Origin of the sequence: Rheinheimera sp. (assembly GCF_037442345.1) — a bacterium.
Lineage (GTDB): Bacteria > Pseudomonadota > Gammaproteobacteria > Enterobacterales > Alteromonadaceae > Pararheinheimera.
In genome coordinates, this window is record NZ_JBBIQL010000015.1 from 74,067 (window position 1) to 91,422 (window position 17,356).

The window sequence follows — 17,356 nt, forward strand, 5'->3', positions numbered from 1 at the left end:
CTTAATTCGAGCCGTGGTTAGCGTGCCATGCCCAAAATTGAATACACATGGTTTAAATCTTTGTCGCCACGGCCAGACAGGTTCACCAGCAACACCAAAGGTTCTGTGGCGGCGGCAGCCATTTTCAGCGCGTGCGCCAAGGCGTGCGAGCTTTCCAGCGCTGGAATAATGCCTTCGGATTTCGCCAGTTGCTGGAAGGCGGCTACGGCTTCGTCGTCATTAATAGCCACATACTCAGCACGACCAATCGACTGCAGATAGGTATGTTGCGGGCCGACGGCCGGGTAATCCAGGCCTGCGGACACCGAATAGGATTCTTCAATCTGGCCATCGGCGGTTTGCATAATCGCGGTGTAAGCGCCGTGCAAAATGCCGTAGCTGCCGGTGGACAATGCCGCCCCATGCTCGTGAGTGTCGATGCCTTTACCGCCAGGCTCTACGCCAATCAGCCTTACGCCGTCTTCTTTGATAAAGTCGGCAAACATGCCGATAGCGTTTGAACCACCGCCGACACAGGCCAGCACCGCGTCTGGCAATTTGCCTTCGGCGGCCAGAATTTGTTGTTTGGCTTCTTCACCAATCATTTTCTGGAATTCGCGCACTATGGTTGGGAACGGATGCGGGCCCGCTGCTGTACCGAGTAAATAGTGGCTGGTGGCGTAGCTGGCGGACCAGTCGCGCATCGCTTCGTTGACCGCGTCTTTTAAGGTACCTGAGCCGCTGGTCACCGGGATCACTGTCGCGCCCATCAGCTTCATCCGGAATACGTTGGGCTGCTGACGTTCGATGTCTTTGGCACCCATATAGATTTTGCAGTTCAGGCCAAGCAGGGCACAGGCAAGCGCCGTGGCCACACCGTGCTGACCAGCGCCGGTTTCGGCGATGATGTCTTGTTTGCCCATACGTTTGGCCAGCAAGGCCTGACCCAGCACCTGGTTGGTTTTGTGGGCGCCGCCGTGTAATAGGTCTTCGCGTTTTAAGTAAATTTTCGCCAGCGGGTTCGGCGACAAATTACGGCATAAGGTCAGCGGTGTTGGCCGGCCGGCGTAGTCGGTTAACAGCGCCTGAAACTCGGCCAGAAAAGCCGGGTCTTGCCGGGCTTCAACAAATGCATGCTCCAGCTGGGTTAAGGCCGGCACCAGCAGCTCAGGCACGAACATGCCGCCGTAGTCACCAAAATAAGGGTTTAACTTTAATTTACTCATGGCTGAATTCTCTGATCTGTAAAAATGCCTGTTGAACTTTGTTTGGGTCTTTTTGGCCTGGTGCTGTTTCCAGCCCTGAATTGAGGTCCAGCGCCAGAATTTGGTGTTTTAACGCCGCGGTGACGTTGTCCGGGGTCAGGCCACCAGCCAGCTGTACTTTTTTGTCGAGCAGGCGCTGGTCCAGTAAATCCCAGTCAAACTGCTGGCCAGTGCCACCATGCGCTTTGTCGCTAAAGGCGTCCAGCAGATAACGGTCAGCGTAACGGCTCAGTTGTGGCAACTGGTCTTTCACCCGGTACGCCTTCCAGATGGCACAGCTGGCCGGCAGCAGGGGTTTTAACTTTTGCAGGTACAGGTCGCTTTCTTCGCCATGCAGTTGCACTGCAGCCAGTTGCAGCTCTTGAGCAATGGCGGCCACCTGTTCCACCTGTTCATTGACGAAGACCCCGACATAATGCAGCAATGGTGCGCCTTGTTGCACCAACCTGGCCTGCGCTGTTGTGACGGCTCTGGGCGACTGAGGGTAAAAAATCAGCCCGCCATAATAAGCCCCGGCGGCATAGACGGCGGCTGCATCTTCCGGATTGGTTAAGCCGCAGACTTTGTGCTCACCAATGATCAGCGCCCGGCAGGCGTCGGCCAAATCATCCTGTGCCATCAGCGAGCTGCCGACCAAAAAGGCGTCGGCCACTTTGCTCAGCTGTCGCACCTGCTGATTGGTATAAATGCCGGATTCTGACACTATGCAAATGCCTGCCGGGATTAGCTTGGCTAAGCGGAAACTGGTGTCGAGGTTGGTGCTTAAATCGCGTAAATCCCGGTTATTAATGCCAATCAGTTCGGCCCCTAAGGCGACTGCACGTTGGGTTTCCTGCTCATTGCTCACTTCGGTCAGAATGCCCATCTTCAGGCTTTTGGCCACGTTAGCCAGTTTCAGGTACTCCAGGTCGCTTAGTACCGACAGCATCAGCAGCACGGCGTCGGCACCTTGCAGGCGGCCGAGGTAAATCTGGTAAGGGTCAATAATAAAGTCTTTATGCAGCAGTGGTTGCTGCACTTTGCCACGCACTTTGGCCAGGTAGTCGTAGCTGCCCTGAAAAAACTTTTCGTCGGTCAGCACTGAAATGCAGTCGGCGTATTGCGCATAAGCGGCGGTAATTTCGTCCAGATTAAACGGGCTGCGGATCAGTCCTTTGGACGGCGATGCTTTTTTGCATTCCAGAATAAAACGCGGGCCCTTTTGCTGCAGCGCCTTTAAAAAACTGCGGGTGGTGGGCTGCACCTGATCTATAAACTGGGTGAGTGGCAACTGCTGTTTGCGCTCAATCAGCTCGCTGCGTTTGTGGGTGATAATGGTGTCTAACACGTTAGCCATGACTGATCTCTTTTAACTGCGCTAAGGTCGATAATGCATTGCCGCTGGCGAGGTGGTCCAGCACCTGTGTGGTCAGCTGCGGCAGGCCCTCTGGTTTGCCGCTGATTTTCAGCATGGCCGCTACATTCACTGCCACCGCCTCATTGTGCGCGCTCTGGCCCTGGCCTTGCAAAATGGCCAGTGTTGCTGCGGCGTTTTGCTGAGGCTCGCCACCGGCTAACTCACTGAGCGCGCGGTTGTTTAAGCCAAAGTCGGCCGGTGTCAGTTCAAATTCTTCAATACCAGTGCTACTCAGTGCACTGACTTTGGTTGGGCCGTGCAGCGCTATTTCGTCGCAGCCACTGCCATGCACCACCCAGGCGGCTTTGGTGCCCAGTTGCTGCAGCGCCTCTGCCATCAGCCGGGTCAGCGCTGGATCATAGACGCCAAGCAGCTGTAAATCTGGTTTAGCCGGGTTGACCAGCGGCCCTAACAGGTTAAACAGAGTGCGGCTTTTCAGCGCGTTGCGCACCGGCATGGCATGACGGATTCCGGCATGGTACAGCGGCGCAAATAAAAAGCTGGCATTGCTTTGCGCCAGTGCTTTGGCGGCAGTGGCCGGGCTCATCTGAATATTCACGCCGAGCTGCTCAAGTAAATCGGCCGAACCTGAGCGTGAGGACACGCTGCGGTTGCCGTGTTTGACCACCGGCAAGCCCATGCTGGCGCCAACCAAAGCGGCGGTGCTGGAAATATTGATGGTGTTGGAGCCGTCGCCGCCAGTACCGCAGCAGTCGATGCTGTTTGGCACTGTGCGTTCAAAGGGTGTGGCGGCACTGCGCAGCGCGCGGGCTGCGCCGGCAATTTCACCGGCCGTTTCGCCGCGCATTTTCAGCGCGACCAATAAAGCGGTGAGCAGCACCGGGTCGGCTTGCCCTTGCACTACGGCGGCAAAAAACTGTTCGGCTTGGGCGCAGCTAAGCACTTCGCCGCGCAGGCTTTGTTGCACCAGCGGTAATAACTCAGACATGGGCTGCTCCTTGTTTCTGCTGCAAGGCGGTGCCATGCAGCAGGTAGTTCAGGCTTTGCTGCAACAGCGGTTTGCCCAAGGTGGTTAAAATGGATTCGGGGTGGAACTGATAACCCAGCACTTTGTCGCTATCGTTGGCAATGGCCATTGGAATATGCTGGTAATTGGCGATGACCTTTAAGGCTGACGGCACTTTGGTGGCCATCAGCGAGTGGTAACGTGCCACAGAAAACTGCTTTGGCAGCTCGCCAAATACCGGATGGTCTGACAGTGCAATAATAGAGGTTTTGCCATGCACGGTTTCCCCTGCGCGGCCCACTTCACCGCCGTAATGTTCGACCAGCGCCTGATGACCCAAACAAATACCCAGCATTGGAAAACGGCCGGCGGCGAGTTTAATCAGGCCTGACATGCAGCCTGCGTCTGCCGGTGCGCCCGGGCCAGGCGACAACAACAGCACCACTGGCTCAGTTTCGGCCAGCATTTTGTCGAAGATATAAGCGGCTGGCACTGTGTTGCGGTACAGCTTCAGGGTAAAACCCAGCTGGGCCACTTCGTCCACCAGGTTGTAGCTGAAGGAATCCAGGTTATCGAGCAGATACACGATACTCATACGGCACCTCCTGCGGCGCGAATGGCGTTGATCACGGCTTGCGCCTTGCTGCGGGTTTCGTCGGCTTCGGCTTGCGCCACGCTGTCGTACACCACACCGGCGCCGGCCTGAATGTAAGCCATGCCGTTTTGTACATAGGCCGAGCGGATGACGATGCAGCTGTCGAAGTCGCCATTGGTCGACAGGTAACCGACGGCGCCGCCGTAGCTGCCGCGCCGTTGTTGCTCCACCTGACGGATCAGTTCGGCGGCCTTCACTTTGGGTGCGCCTACTAAGGTGCCCATATTCATACAGGCCTGGTAGGCATGCAGTGCGTCCAGTTCGGGTTTTAAGGTGCCGACCACGCGGGACACTAAATGCATGACGTAGGAATAACGGTCGACTTTCAGCAGCTCTTTGACATAACGGCTGCCCGGCACGCTGATACGGGCCACGTCGTTGCGGGCTAAGTCGACCAGCATCAGGTGTTCGGCTTTTTCCTTTTCGTCCTGGCGCAGTTCGAGTTCAATCCGGCTGTCTAAATCGTGGTCCAGTTCACCGGCGGCATTAAAGCCACGGCGACGGGTACCGGCTATAGGGTAAATTTCGACCTGGCGGTTGTCGGCGCTGTACTTCAGTGCAGATTCTGGCGAGGCGCCAAACAGGCTGAAGTGTTTGTCCTGCAGGTAGAACATATAAGGGCTGGGGTTTTGTTGTTTCAGTTTGGCGTAGGCATTGAGCGGGGCCGGGCAGGGCAGGCTGAAACAACGCGACGGCACCACCTGGAATACGTCACCGGCGACGATGTTTTCTTTCAGTTGTTCGACCTGACGGATAAAGTCGGCGTCGCTGATATCAACCTGCACATCGGCATCACGGACCGGGGCGCTGGCGGGTTGTGCTTGTGGTTCTGCCAATTGCTGCGCCAGCTGCTGCAGGCGGTTGCCAATGACAAAATACTGCTGCTGCGCCTGTTCGCCACAAAACACGTTGCCTATCAGGGTGCTGTGTGGGTTCTGGTGATCGATCACCAATAAAGTCTCGGCCAGGTAAAACAAATAGTCGGGGCATTGGTTGGCCGTAGTGGGCACCGCAGGCAGCGCTTCGGTCATCGCCACCAGATCATAGCCAATCACGCCAGCCAAAAAGACGGCGAAGGGCTCGTTGCTGTTGCTGGTCAGTTGCTGCTGCAACACCCGTAGCACCGTCAGGCTGTTTGGAACCTGCAGCTTGCTGTGTTCGTCCAGCAGTGGGTCTGGCTTGGCAAACTGCACTTGCAGTGTGCTGTTGCTGAGGTCGGTTTGTGCGGCTGCTGCTTGCAGCTTGTGCTGTAAATACGGCAGCAGGGTGGCGCCATTGCTGGTTAATGCCTGAATAGTCACCTGCAGGCCATGGCATTCAATACGCAGCGCGGCGTCAATCAGCATCAGACTTTTTAAGTTGTCTTTGCTGTCAATTTCAGCAGATTCCAGCAGCAGGCTGCCCTGACTCTGACCGCACAGCTGGCTGAAGCTTTGCAGTGGATCCGGCAAATAGGGCAGTGGCTGGCTAAAGCTGGCGACCTGGCCCTGAATGTGGGTGATGTGTTGTAAGTTCATCCTGTTCCTTAAGTTTTCTACCCGTCGTACCTGAAGCCGCAGCCTGCAGTGACTTGGGGGTTACACCCTGCGATAAGCCAGAAACAACAAACCCGCTTATCGCGGGCTTGTGGTGCTAAATTTCAGACAATAACAGTCCGGCCCGCTGAGTCAGGAAATGCGCCACCAGTGCCAACGTACAGTTTGTATCTGTGTCATTTTTTATCTCTCATCGTTTGGGGTCAGGTCTTGTATTTTGTATCGAAACGCAAAATACAAGACCTGACCCCTTTGTAAATTTTTTGACCGCTTAAAACAAAAAACCCGCTTCTTTCGAAACGGGCCTGGATGGATAGCTACGACAACGCCAACACACGCCCGTTAAGGAGTATGCCACCACCACACTGTGATTGAATTACGTTGACTGTTCATTGAGCTGTTTTCCATCTGATCCACTGCGCACTATAAAACCCTGAATTAACAAAAGCGTCAAGCACCTTTTTTGTTATAAGCCCAAATAAAACCGTATAAACGGATAGACGGCTAAAGTGGCGCGATGGATTTAGTAGCGCCTCTGCTGGGGTCAGGTCTTGTATTTTGCGTTTCAATGCAAAATACAAGACCTGACCCCATGCAAGACCTGACCCTGGTGGTTTACGGCTGGGGATTAAATCATGTAAGATGATAATTGTTATCATTTGTATTTTTGGGGTGCCAGGTGCGAGCGGAGTTTCGGTTAAGTGTATTAAGTGCGTTGTTGTTGTCCTTGTCTGCGCAGGCGCAGCAAGCGGTTGAAAAGCAAGACGATGAACTGGAAGTAATAGAAGTAAAAGGCCGGGCGCAAACTTTATACCGTGCCTCGAACTCCAGTGTGGCCACCCGGACCGATCAGGATATTGCGCTGGTGCCTCAGAACATTCAGGTGTTACCTGAAGCCCTGATTCAGGACCAGGCCGCCCGGCAAATTACCGATTTATACCGCAGCATGAGCGGTGTCAGTGCCTTCAGTTATTCAGGCGTAACCTTCCGTGGTTTCCGCCAGGACGAAATTCTGTACGACGGCGTGCGTGGCGACCCTTTTAACGGCTTTGCCGTACCGCAACTGTTTAATATTCAGGAAGTTCAACTGCTTAAAGGTACCAGCGGTGCTTTGTATGGCAGTAGCGCGCCCGGTGGTCTGATTAACTACGTCACAAAAAAACCAACAGCGGTGCAGAAAAACCGGCTGGAGCTGGGGCTTGGTAATTACAACTACTGGCAAGGTTCGCTGGAGTTGAGCGGCCCGCTGACCGATGAGCATCTGTACCGTGTTGGTTATTATCGCGACAGCGAGCAACCATTCCGGCAAAACACCGAAGTGGAAAATGACATTCTGGACCTGGGTTATCAGTGGTTGCTGACCGACAAAACCAGCCTGCTGGTGCAGTACCAGCAGCTGGAGCAGAATTATCAGGGCGCGCGTTTACGGGGAGTGCCAACAGATGCGGACGGCAATTTCCTGACCAGCCGTGACTGGAACCACAATGAAGCCTCTGACTTTCAGACACTGGAAGCGGACGTCTGGCAGGCCCGGCTGGATCATGAATTCAGCAGTGACTGGTCCTTTGACCTGACCTGGCGCCGTTATGACAACACCGAGCTGCAAAACTACCACGAGCCGCACTGCAGCTATGACACCGATAACGATGGCGTGATTGATTACTGTCGCCGCCAGTTCCGCGACCAGCAGCGGGACAACACCGCCAACAGCTTTACGCTGAACAATGTGATTTCATTGAACACCGCAGGTTTTACCCATCAGGTGTTGGTAGGCGCGGATTATTTCAGTCAGGACTCATTTTTTATTGGCCGCAATATTCAGCCTGAAGAGCAGCGTGGCCAGGTGCCTGGCTTGAGCCTGAAAGACCCGGTGTATGGCCTGGCTGGCCGTGATTTTTATGACATGAGCCTGGCGGTGATCAGCTCTACCGACACCAAAGCCACCCGCAAGGGCATGTACCTGCAGGATATGGTCGACCTGACTGAACACTGGAATCTGCTGGCTGGTCTGCGCTGGGATAGCTTCACCGACCGCAATCTGGTGGATGGCTCAGAAGTGGCCGGACACGATATGTCATGGCGTATTGGCACCACCTATCAGCTGAACGACAGCACCCGTTTGTACGCGCTGCGTGGCACCGGCTTTAGCCCGCAGTCGGCCAGCTCTCAGGTGGAAGCCGTCGGCGGTCCTTTTGATGCGGAGCAGTCGTCCATTGATGAACTGGGTGTACGCTTCTCTTTGCTGGACGATGCGGTTCGGTTGAATTTGGCTGTGTATGACATGGTGCGCAATAACATTCTGCAGTCCGATCCGCGGGGTGATGTGGCGGGCGACGGCCGTGATGATTTAATTGCACTGGGTGAAGTGCGGGCCAAAGGCTTTGAGGCGGATTTGCTCGGCGACTTGTCGGCCAATTGGGTGCTGAACCTGAACTACGCATACAACGACACCAGGGTGGAGCAAAGCACCAGCGCCATCACCAATGCGGTTGGCACCAAGTTTGCCAATGCGCCGCTGCATCAGCTGGGGCTGTGGACGCGCTACGACTTGCCCGCGCTAAATTCAGCCATTTCTGCCGGCATGGACTATGTGGCTGAGCAACTGAGTATCGACGGTCAGAAAGTGAAACCTTACACAGTGTTTGACTTAAGCTGGCAAACGCACTGGCAGCAGTGGACTGTGCAGGCCAACGTGAAAAACCTGTTTGATAAAACCTATGCAACCTCTGGCTTTATTGCCCGCACCGGACATTTCCCCGGTGAGCCGCGCCGCCTGATGCTGCAACTGGGTTATGAGTTCTGACTAAGGGCTCTGTTTTACTTGAGGCTGTCCTGTCGGGCAGCCTTTGTTTTTACAGGATAATGGATTGATGAGCCCGAAAAAGTGGTTTGCGGTGCATAGTTTTGCCGGTTTTTATTTTGGCTGGCTGATGCTGTTGGTCTGCCTGAGCGGCACCCTGGCTGTGGTGAGTCACGAAATTGAATACCTGAGCGACGCTAAGTTTCGCGCCAGTGGTGCATCCGGGCCTGTACCCTGGGCTCAGCTGCAGGCAGAGCTCGACCGTGACTATGTTGGGTATCAGATCCTTGCGCTTGAATTGCCTGATCAGCCCTATCTGGCGGGCGAAATCAGCCTGGTGCGGCAAAACGAATTTTTGTTTGTCTATTTTGACCCAGCCAGTGGCCAGCTGACCGGGGATGGCGAGTGGGGAAGGTTGTCGCGTTACCTGCGCAACCTGCATATGTACCTGTCGATGGGCGATGTCGGCAAAGTGCTGGTGACCGCGCTGAGTTTTTTGCTGGCGGCGCTGCTGGTCAGCAGTTTTTACGTCTACAAGCAGTGGTGGAAGGGGCTACTGAAGTGGCCGGGCCGCTTGACGCTGCAAAAGCGTACTCATTGGTCCGACTGGCATAAATGGCTCGGCGCCTGCAGCTGGCCTTTTATTCTGATCATCACCTTAACCGGGCTCTGGTATTTCACTGAGTTCTGGTTACTGCGGCTTAAAGTAGAGCATTACCCCTCGGTGCCTAAACTGAGCCAGCCGGCAGACCCTGCGGCGGTGCTGCCGTTGGCGGAGCTGGTGCAAAAAGCTCAGCAGGTCGCGCCATGGCTGGAGGTCCGTGCTGTTAATTTTCCTGTGCAGGCCAAAGCGGCTGTGATGCTGTCCGGCCAGGACGGTAATCCGCTCTACCGGAACCGGGCCAATCGCGTTTATTTGCACCCCAATAGTGGCGAGATTATCCAAACGCAGCGGCAGGGGGATTTAGGCCTGGTCGGCACCCTGGTGGATATTGCCGACCCGCTGCACTTTGGCAGTTTTGCTGGTTTGGGCGTCAAATTGCTGTATTTGCTGTTTGGCCTGGCGCTGACGTTTCTGGTCGCGAGCGGGCTCTGGCTGCACCGGTTACGCACCAAACGCCAGCAACCTCAGTTGGCGAGGTGGTATGGGCTGCATGGCGCTTTGTGTTTGCTGTTGGTGCTGGTTGCATTGGCAATGACCACCGCCAACTTCAGTCAACGTGAAATTGAGCGGCTGCCTTTGTCGCCGGTGCTTGGCTCCGTTGGGGTCAGGTCTTGAATTTTGCATCGCGCGCTAACTTTCTTTTCTTTTTGGGGTCAGGTCTTGCATTTTGCACTGAAACGCAAAATGCAAGACCTGACCCCGTGCAAGACCTGACCCCAAAAGGGGATTAAGGGTTTTGTTGGTCGCGGTATTGGCTGGGGGTGACGCCTTCCAGTCGTTTGAAGAAGGTGTTGAATACCGACTTGCTGTTAAAACCGACCGCAAAGTAGATGTCGGTAATGGTCTGCGCCTCTGGCCCTTGCTCGGCCAGTAATAGCTTGGCCTGTGCGATACGGTAGCTGTTGACGTACTCGTAAAAATTTTGCTGGTGGCATTGTTTAATGGTCAGTGACACCTTTTTCGCCGGGTAGCCAGCGGCGGCTGCCAGTTTGTCCAGCGTGATGTCCGGATTGGCATAAAACTTCTGTTCACGCATCAGCTGTTCCAGTCGCAGGGCAATTTGCTGATCAAACACTGCCGCGCTTTCATCTTTGGCTTCAAACAGTGGCTGTTCGCTGACCGGCGCTACGGTCACGAAGGAGGTAAAGCGCAGAAAAATAAGAATATTCAGCGCAACAAAGTTCAGGTAGTAGCTGCTGAGCCCCACCACATTCAGCAAGTCCATGTCAAAATCGTCCGCCAAAAAGCCGTACAGCTTGAGACAGACCAGTACGGTGTCCAGCGCGAAGATCAGCAAAAACGACAGCAGCATAATTTTCAGCCAGGCCACGTCCGAGGTTTTTAAATCAGCCTGTTCATGCCGCAGTTGCTGGCGGTAGTTCCATACCAGCATAAAACACCAAAGCACATAGCCCATGCGGACAAAGCGGCCCAGCGTTTCGACATAGAGGTGCGGCGACGAATAGGCAATATGCTGAGTTTCAATCAGCTGACGCTGCACGGCGTCTGGCTGCAGGTAAAAACTGACCAGCATATGCAGCACATAGAGCGCTAAGGGCAACAAATGCCAGCTGTGTTTGGGTTTGAGCTGAATATCTTTGTACAGCAGGGCGCGCACGAAGAAATACAACAAAGGCCCGTCCAGGTAATACGCAAAGCTGAAGATAAAAAACAGGTCCGGCGAGATGTCCAGCAGCCAGATACGGAATTGTTTGCCCCAAAACATCAGTTCGTGCAGCGGGATCAGAAAATGGCATAACAAAAAGGCGACCAACAGCGCGTTGCTCAGCGACGGCGTGCGGGCTGAGGCAGCCAGCAGGGCGGCGAGTAGCAAACATTCGAAGGCAGTGACCACCATGAGCAAGTCATGGAAGTTAAACAGAATGGTATCCATATCCCAAAAACAACCTGTTGTCTGACCGGGTTGAACGCCGGTTTTTAGCAAAACATCGCATTCTGCTGATGCAATTACCAGTCACTATGCCTTTGGCTCCGACCCAGAGCAAGCGCTTTGTCGGTCAGGCTCTTTTGGCTCTCATCCACCCACTACATCCCCTGGCTGCTTGTGGTTGAAACCGAAACGCCAAGCCGCAGATGCTTGGGGTAGAACCGGCTATGCATAAAAATAATGCACCTATGTTAAAACCAAAGGTTTGAGTTTTTGTTGTTTTAAATCAATTATTTGTGCGGGTTCGACTTTATTCGAACCTGTTGATAATGCAAAAAATTTCAGGTATGACCTAGTTCAAACGACAAAATTCAGGGGCAGCGCTAGTGTCAGCTGAACGCCAGAGTATGCACAGAACATGCAGGCGCTCATCAACGGGAGAAGGAAGATAACAAGATGAATAAAAGCAAATTGGGTGTGGCCATTTCACAGGTATTAGGAGTTGCTGTCGGGGTTGGTCTGTTGCCGTCTGCGGCGCAGGCACAGCAACCAGTGCCGAAGGCTGAAGAGCAGGTGGAAGTGATTTCTGTGCAGGGCATTCGCCGCAGTATGGAAACCACCATCGATATTAAAAAGAATGAAATTGGTGTGGTCGAAGCCGTGTCTGCCGAAGACATTGGTAAGTTACCGGACCAAAGTATTGCCGAGTCACTAACCCGTCTGCCGGGCCTGGCTGGACAACGGGTGAATGGTCGGGTGCAGGTGATCTCGATCCGGGGTCTGGCACCGGATTTCTCTACCACCACCTTAAATGGCCGCCAGCAGGCCAGCGCCGGTGACAACAGGGCGGTGGAATACGACCAGTACCCGTCTGAGCTGATTAACGGTGCCGTGGTGTACAAAACTTCTGACGTGGCCATTGCCGGCATGGGGTTGTCCGGCACCGTCGATTTACGCACCATCCGCCCTTTGGCGTACGGCGAACAAGCCGTGGTGTTTAACCTGCGGGGTGAGAAAAGCTCGTTTGACCAGATGCACCCGGAAGTGTCAGCCGACGGCTGGCGTGGCAGCGCGTCTTACATCGACCAGTTTGCCGACGACACGGTCGGTCTGGCCATTGGGTTTGCCCATATGGATACGCCAACTCAGGTGAAGCATTACAAAGCCTGGGAATGGAATACGGTCGATCAGGCGCTGGCAGGTACCGAAAACGACGAGGCGCTGGGTTTAGTGGGGCAGGAAGTGACGGCCGTGGCGCGCAGTCAGGTGCGGGACGGCCTGATGGCTGTACTGGAATACAAGCCAAATGACCAGGTGCACAGCATTATCGACGCTTATTACTCCAAATTTAAACAGGACGAAGTGATGCGCGGTGCCATGTGGTTTACCAACCAATGGACTGGCGATGGCATGGAGTTTTTAAACCCGACTTTTGCCAACTTTGGCGGAACTCAGGTGGTGCAAAGTGGCACCGCGACTAATCTGCGCCCGGTACTGCGCAACGACAACAACACCAGAGACGACGAATTAAAAGCGCTGGGTTGGAATACTCAGTTCAAGCTGGACCGCTGGACACTGGAAGCGGACTTGTCGTATTCGGGCTCGGAGCGTGATGAGATGGTGCTGGAAACCTATGCTGGCCTGGCACCAAGCGGCAGTTTTGATTCTATTCAGTTCAACCTGCAGCCTTATGGCTTCCCGACTTACACCCCAGCCACCGACTACACAGACGTGAACAAGGTGCAGCTGAGCGACCCGGCGCCATGGGGCGGTTGGGGCCATGATGGTTCGATCCGTTACCCTCATGTGAAAGAAAGCGTCAAAGCGGTGGAGCTGAGCGGCCGTTACGACTTAACCGACGGCATGCTGGGCAAGCACTTCAGCTCGTTTGATATCGGCGCGAACTACACCGAACGCAGCAAAAACAAGCTGGTGGATGACAACGATTTATTCCTGAAAAATGACCGCACGCCAGTCAGCATTGACCCGTCGTTGTTGGTCAGCCCTACCTCGCTGGCCTTTGCTGGTATTCCAGGGGTAATTTCTTACGACATTCTGAAAACGGTCGACCGCTATTACGACATTGAACCTATTCTGGACACTAACAGATGGAACAAAGCCTGGAGCGTGGACGAAGAAGTGCTGACCAGTTTTGTCCGGTTGAACCTGGATACCGAGCTGTTTGGCCGGCCATTAAAAGGCAATATCGGCACCCAGTTTGTGCAGACGGACCAACTGTCGAGTGGCTTCCTGGCCAGCGATTACAACCCGGACGATCCGGCGACCCTGACGCAGGTCGAAAGTGGGGCTTCCTATAACGATGTGCTGCCGGCACTGAACCTGGGGCTGGAAGTGCTGGATGATCAGTTTATTCGTTTGGGCTTGGGCAAAACCATGGCCCGGCCGCGGATGGACGAAATGCGCGCCAATATTACCGCCGGGGTGTCGGTGGACAGCCGCCGCTGGAGTGGCAGCAGCGGCAACCCGCAGCTGGAGCCATGGCGCGCCAAAGCTGTGGATTTAACCTACGAGGTGTATCTGGAAGGCACCAGCTATGTTGCGCTTGGTGCGTTTTACAAGAAACTCGACAGTTATATTTACACCCAGAACTTTGATTTCGACTTTAGCAACGCGCCGAACAATTCCAACATTGAGCCGGTCAGTCCTATCGGCAATATGAGCCGTCCAGCCAATGGGCAGGGCGGCAATATCCGCGGCCTGGAGCTGAGTATGTCGCTGGATTTAGGCCAGTTTTACCAGCCGCTGGATGGCTTTGGTTTTATTGGCAGCCAGTCCTGGGCGGATTCGGACATTCGTCCTGATGGCCCGTCCAGTGGCAATAAGCTGCCTGGTCTGTCCGACCGGGTACGTGATTTAACCTTCTACTATGAAAAAGACGGCTTCTCTGCCCGGTTGAACTCGCGCTACCGCTCGGAGTTCCGTGGCGAAGTGGTGCAGCTGTTTGCCACCCGGGGTTACACCGAAGTGCTGGCGGATAAACAAGTGGATGCTCAGCTGAGCTACAGCTTTCAGGAAGGCGATTTGTATGGCCTGACGGTGCTGTTTCAGGTGAACAACCTGACCAATTCGCCGTACACCACACGGCTGAGTACGCTGCAGGAAAATGGCGGCCACTTCCCTGAGGTGTACGAAGAGTACGGTCGTCAGTTCTTGTTTGGTGTCAGCTACAAACTGTAAGAGAGACCACAGCATGTCTGAACCGATCAAGCACATTGTGATTGTCGGCGGCGGCTCATCCGGCTGGATGAGCGCGGCCCTGCTGTCGAAGTTACTGCAGGGCCGGGTTGCGATTACACTGGTGGAGTCAGAACAGATTGGGACCGTCGGGGTGGGGGAAGCCACCATCCCGGCGATCAAACTGTTTAATCATCTGGCGGGTATTGCCGAAGCTGACTTTATCAAAGCGACCGGCGCCACCTTTAAGCTGGGCATTGAGTTTGTGAACTGGAAAACAGTGGGTCACAGCTATTTTCATGCCTTTGGTGCTTTGGGCCGGCAGTGGGAATGGCTGAGCTTTTACCAGTACTGGTTGAAGCTACAGCAGTTGGGGCAAGCCCTGCCGTTTGAGCACTACTGCATTGCAAGCTGTATGGCGCAGCAGCATAAATTTATGCCTGCTGATGCGAACCGGCCGCAATCCCCGGTCAGTGAAATTGCCTATGCCTACCATTTCGACGCAGGGCTTTATGCCCGTTACCTGCGCGAGTTGTCAGAGCAACGTGGCGTGGTGCGGCTACAAGGTCTGGTTTCGCATGTGGCCCGTGATGAAGTGACAGGCCATATCCGCCATTTGTTGCTGGACGATGGCCGCCAGCTGCATGGTGATTTATTTATCGACTGCTCCGGCAGCCGCGCTTTGTTGTTGGGGCAGGCCCTGGGAGTGGGCTACGACGACTGGAGTCACTGGTTGCCAAATGACAGTGCCTGGGCTGTGCCGACAGAAGCCTTGACCGATGTGCCGCCTTATACCCGCTCGACCGCGCATAGCGCCGGCTGGCAGTGGCGTATACCGCTGCAGCACCGCACCGGCAATGGCCTGGTGTTCAGTTCTGAGTTTTGCTCGGATGATGAGGCTCGAAGCCAGTTACTGGCGGGCTTAACTACGCCGCCACTGGATGACCCACGACTGCTGCGTTTTACCACAGGCAAACGCAAACAAATGTGGTGGGGCAATTGTGTGGCAATAGGTTTGTCGAGCGGTTTTCTGGAGCCGCTGGAATCCACCAGTCTGCATTTGGTGCAAACCGCCATTACCCGGCTGGTGAACCTGTTTCCGGACAAAAGCTTTGCTCAGGCCAATATCGACCATTACAACCTGCTGGCGGCCACCGAAATGGAGCAAATCCGTGACTTTATTGTGGCGCATTACAAGGTGACGCAGCGCAACGACAGCGAATACTGGCGTTACTGCCGCCGCATGCAGGTGCCGGAACCACTGGCGCAAAAACTGGCGATCTTCAGCGCTTATGGCCGGGTGCACCGGGTTGCTGATGAACTGTTTCGCGAAGACAGTTGGGTGCAGGTGCTGTTAGGCCAGGGCTTATCGCCCAACCGGTATGACCCGCTGGTGGATTTAAAACCTGAAGCTCAACTGCGGGATTTTGCCGCGTCGACCGCAGCGGTGATCCAAAGCTGTGTGGCGCAAATGCCCAAACACCAAGATTTTATTGCCCGATTGATGGCATCAACCTAGAGGTTTGTTTATGACCCTGTTTTCCCGTTTCCTCAGCCTGTTGGCTCTGGGCTGCGCTATGTTATTGCCCGCGCAGGCTGCTCCTGCTACTTCGTACCTGACCAGCGCCGATCAGCAGTATCTGCTCAGTCCGGCCTGGTCATGGCAGCAGCCAACCAAGGCGGGCCAGCCGGAGCTTAGCCTGAACACCAACGAGCGTTTTCAGTCGATGGAAGGCTTTGGCTATACCCTGACTGGTGGCAGTGCCATGCATCTGATGCAACTGAGTGCCGAACGCCGCGCGGCATTATTGCAGGAGCTATTTGGGTCAGATGGGCTGGCCGTCAGCTATTTACGTCTGAGCCTTGGCGCCTCGGATTTGGACCCGCAGCCGTTTAGCTACAACGATTTACCTGCTGGTCAGACGGACCCTGAACTGAAGCAGTTTTCCATTCGCGCCGATGAGCAGTACCTGCTGCCAGTGTTAAAACAAATTCTGGCGATTAACCCGACGATTAAATTGCTGGCCAGTCCCTGGTCGCCGCCCGTCTGGATGAAGAGCAATCAGTCCACTGTGGGCGGCGAGTTGCTGGAACAGTATTTTCCGGTCTACGCCAACTATTTCGTCAAGTATCTGCAGGCGATGGCAGCGCATGGGGTGCGTATTGACGCAGTGACGGTGCAGAACGAGCCGCTGCATGATGGCAATAACCCAAGCTTGCTGATGCACGCCTGGGATCAGGCCAAGTTTGTTGGTCGCCACCTGGGGCCGGCCTTAAAGGCTGCGAAGCTGGACACCAAAATTATTATTTACGACCACAACACCGATCATGTGGAATACGCCATTACGGTGCTGAACGACCCAATCGCCAAGCCTTACATTGACGGTTCGGCCTTTCATTTGTACGGCGGGGAGATTGCCAATCTGGCCGAGCTGAAAGCGGCGCATCCGGATAAGCATATTTATTTCACCGAGCAGTGGGTGGGCGGGAAGTCGGAGTTTGCCGACAATCTGTTGTGGCATACCGAGCATTTGATTATTGGCGCTCCGGCCAATTGGGCCCGCAACGTGCTGGAATGGAACCTGGCGGCCGACAGCGAATTTAAGCCTTACACGCCGGGTGGCTGCAGTTTGTGTAAAGGCGCGCTGACCATTGACGGTGATAGAGTCAGCCGCAATGTGGCGTATTACATTATTGGCCAGGCCAGCAAAGTGGTGCCGCCGGGTTCAGTGCGGATAGGCTCCAGCCTGACCTTGACCGATATGCATCAGATTGCTTACCAGCGCCCGGATGGCCAGATTGCGCTGCTGCTGTTAAACCGGGCTCAGAAAGCTCAGTCCGTTAACCTGCGCCTGGATCAGCAGCTACTGCCTTACGCCGTCTCGGTGCCAGCACAGTCGGTGCTGAGCCTGATCCTGCCCGCCACCAACTAACTTCTCTTGAGTCACTCTTGGGGTCAGGTCTTGTATTTTGCGTTTCAATACAAAATACAAGACCTGACCCCGTTCAAAA

At 54.8% G+C, this 17,356-nt stretch carries 11 protein-coding genes; 5 read left to right on the top strand and 6 right to left on the bottom strand.

The window, feature by feature from the left end; translation table 11 throughout:
- Positions 1 to 17: 17 nt before the first annotated feature.
- From trpB to WKJ04_RS10845, 5 genes are read right to left on the bottom strand one after another with little or no spacing between them, the layout of a single operon-like run.
- The gene (gene trpB, locus WKJ04_RS10825) at positions 18 to 1,205 is read right to left on the bottom strand and encodes a tryptophan synthase subunit beta (RefSeq protein WP_337880434.1); all 1,188 of its coding nucleotides are present in this window, start codon (positions 1,203 to 1,205) and stop codon (positions 18 to 20) included.
- Positions 1,198 to 2,580 (bottom strand): bifunctional indole-3-glycerol-phosphate synthase TrpC/phosphoribosylanthranilate isomerase TrpF, encoded by a 1,383-nt coding sequence (gene trpCF / locus WKJ04_RS10830; RefSeq protein WP_337880435.1) that lies wholly within the window; start codon positions 2,578 to 2,580, stop codon positions 1,198 to 1,200. The genes trpB and trpCF overlap by 8 nt, the downstream gene beginning before the upstream one ends.
- Positions 2,573 to 3,589, bottom strand: a complete 1,017-nt coding sequence (trpD, locus tag WKJ04_RS10835) for an anthranilate phosphoribosyltransferase (RefSeq protein ID WP_337880436.1) — start codon at positions 3,587 to 3,589, stop codon at positions 2,573 to 2,575. Before trpD ends, trpCF begins: the two co-directional genes overlap by 8 nt.
- A complete protein-coding gene (locus tag WKJ04_RS10840) occupies positions 3,582 to 4,202 on the bottom strand; it encodes an aminodeoxychorismate/anthranilate synthase component II (protein WP_337880437.1) in 621 nt (206 codons plus the stop codon). Before WKJ04_RS10840 ends, trpD begins: the two co-directional genes overlap by 8 nt.
- A complete protein-coding gene (locus WKJ04_RS10845) occupies positions 4,199 to 5,779 on the bottom strand; it encodes an anthranilate synthase component 1 (protein WP_337880438.1) in 1,581 nt (526 codons plus the stop codon). Before WKJ04_RS10845 ends, WKJ04_RS10840 begins: the two co-directional genes overlap by 4 nt.
- A 697-nt stretch (positions 5,780 to 6,476) precedes the next feature.
- On the opposite strand from WKJ04_RS10845, the gene WKJ04_RS10850 reads away from it, so the two are divergent.
- Positions 6,477 to 8,600, top strand: coding sequence for a TonB-dependent receptor (locus WKJ04_RS10850; protein WP_337880439.1), 2,124 nt, complete (start codon positions 6,477 to 6,479; stop codon positions 8,598 to 8,600).
- A gap of 67 nt (positions 8,601 to 8,667) precedes the next feature.
- Positions 8,668 to 9,876, top strand: coding sequence for a PepSY-associated TM helix domain-containing protein (locus WKJ04_RS10855; RefSeq protein WP_337880440.1), 1,209 nt, complete (start codon positions 8,668 to 8,670; stop codon positions 9,874 to 9,876).
- A 112-nt stretch (positions 9,877 to 9,988) separates the two neighbouring features.
- Here the strand turns inward: WKJ04_RS10855 and WKJ04_RS10860 are convergent, their stop codons facing one another.
- A complete protein-coding gene (locus WKJ04_RS10860; protein ID WP_337880441.1) occupies positions 9,989 to 11,155 on the bottom strand; it encodes a helix-turn-helix domain-containing protein in 1,167 nt (388 codons plus the stop codon).
- Positions 11,156 to 11,605: 450 nt separating this feature from the next.
- Between WKJ04_RS10860 and WKJ04_RS10865 the strand changes: the two genes are divergently transcribed.
- The 3 genes from WKJ04_RS10865 to WKJ04_RS10875 are packed head-to-tail and all read left to right on the top strand — an operon-like array spanning position 11,606 to position 17,277.
- On the top strand, positions 11,606 to 14,347 hold the full coding sequence (locus WKJ04_RS10865) for a TonB-dependent receptor (protein ID WP_337880442.1): 2,742 nt from the start codon (positions 11,606 to 11,608) through the stop codon (positions 14,345 to 14,347).
- 13 nt (positions 14,348 to 14,360) lie between these two features.
- Positions 14,361 to 15,863, top strand: a complete 1,503-nt coding sequence (locus WKJ04_RS10870) for a tryptophan halogenase family protein (protein WP_337880443.1) — start codon at positions 14,361 to 14,363, stop codon at positions 15,861 to 15,863.
- Between the two features lie 10 nt (positions 15,864 to 15,873).
- Positions 15,874 to 17,277, top strand: coding sequence for a glycoside hydrolase family 30 beta sandwich domain-containing protein (locus WKJ04_RS10875; RefSeq protein ID WP_337880444.1), 1,404 nt, complete (start codon positions 15,874 to 15,876; stop codon positions 17,275 to 17,277).
- The last annotated feature ends 79 nt before the right edge of the window (positions 17,278 to 17,356 follow it).

Coding starts and splice junctions, on each gene's coding strand:
- trpB (WP_337880434.1), bottom strand. CDS start 1,205: ATGAGTAAATTAAAGTTAAACCCTTATTTTGGTGACTACGGCGGCATG.
- trpCF (WP_337880435.1), bottom strand. CDS start 2,580: ATGGCTAACGTGTTAGACACCATTATCACCCACAAACGCAGCGAGCTG.
- trpD (WP_337880436.1), bottom strand. CDS start 3,589: ATGTCTGAGTTATTACCGCTGGTGCAACAAAGCCTGCGCGGCGAAGTG.
- WKJ04_RS10840 (WP_337880437.1), bottom strand. CDS start 4,202: ATGAGTATCGTGTATCTGCTCGATAACCTGGATTCCTTCAGCTACAAC.
- WKJ04_RS10845 (WP_337880438.1), bottom strand. CDS start 5,779: ATGAACTTACAACACATCACCCACATTCAGGGCCAGGTCGCCAGCTTT.
- WKJ04_RS10855 (WP_337880440.1), top strand. CDS start 8,668: ATGAGCCCGAAAAAGTGGTTTGCGGTGCATAGTTTTGCCGGTTTTTAT.
- WKJ04_RS10860 (WP_337880441.1), bottom strand. CDS start 11,155: ATGGATACCATTCTGTTTAACTTCCATGACTTGCTCATGGTGGTCACT.
- WKJ04_RS10865 (WP_337880442.1), top strand. CDS start 11,606: ATGAATAAAAGCAAATTGGGTGTGGCCATTTCACAGGTATTAGGAGTT.
- WKJ04_RS10870 (WP_337880443.1), top strand. CDS start 14,361: ATGTCTGAACCGATCAAGCACATTGTGATTGTCGGCGGCGGCTCATCC.
- WKJ04_RS10875 (WP_337880444.1), top strand. CDS start 15,874: ATGACCCTGTTTTCCCGTTTCCTCAGCCTGTTGGCTCTGGGCTGCGCT.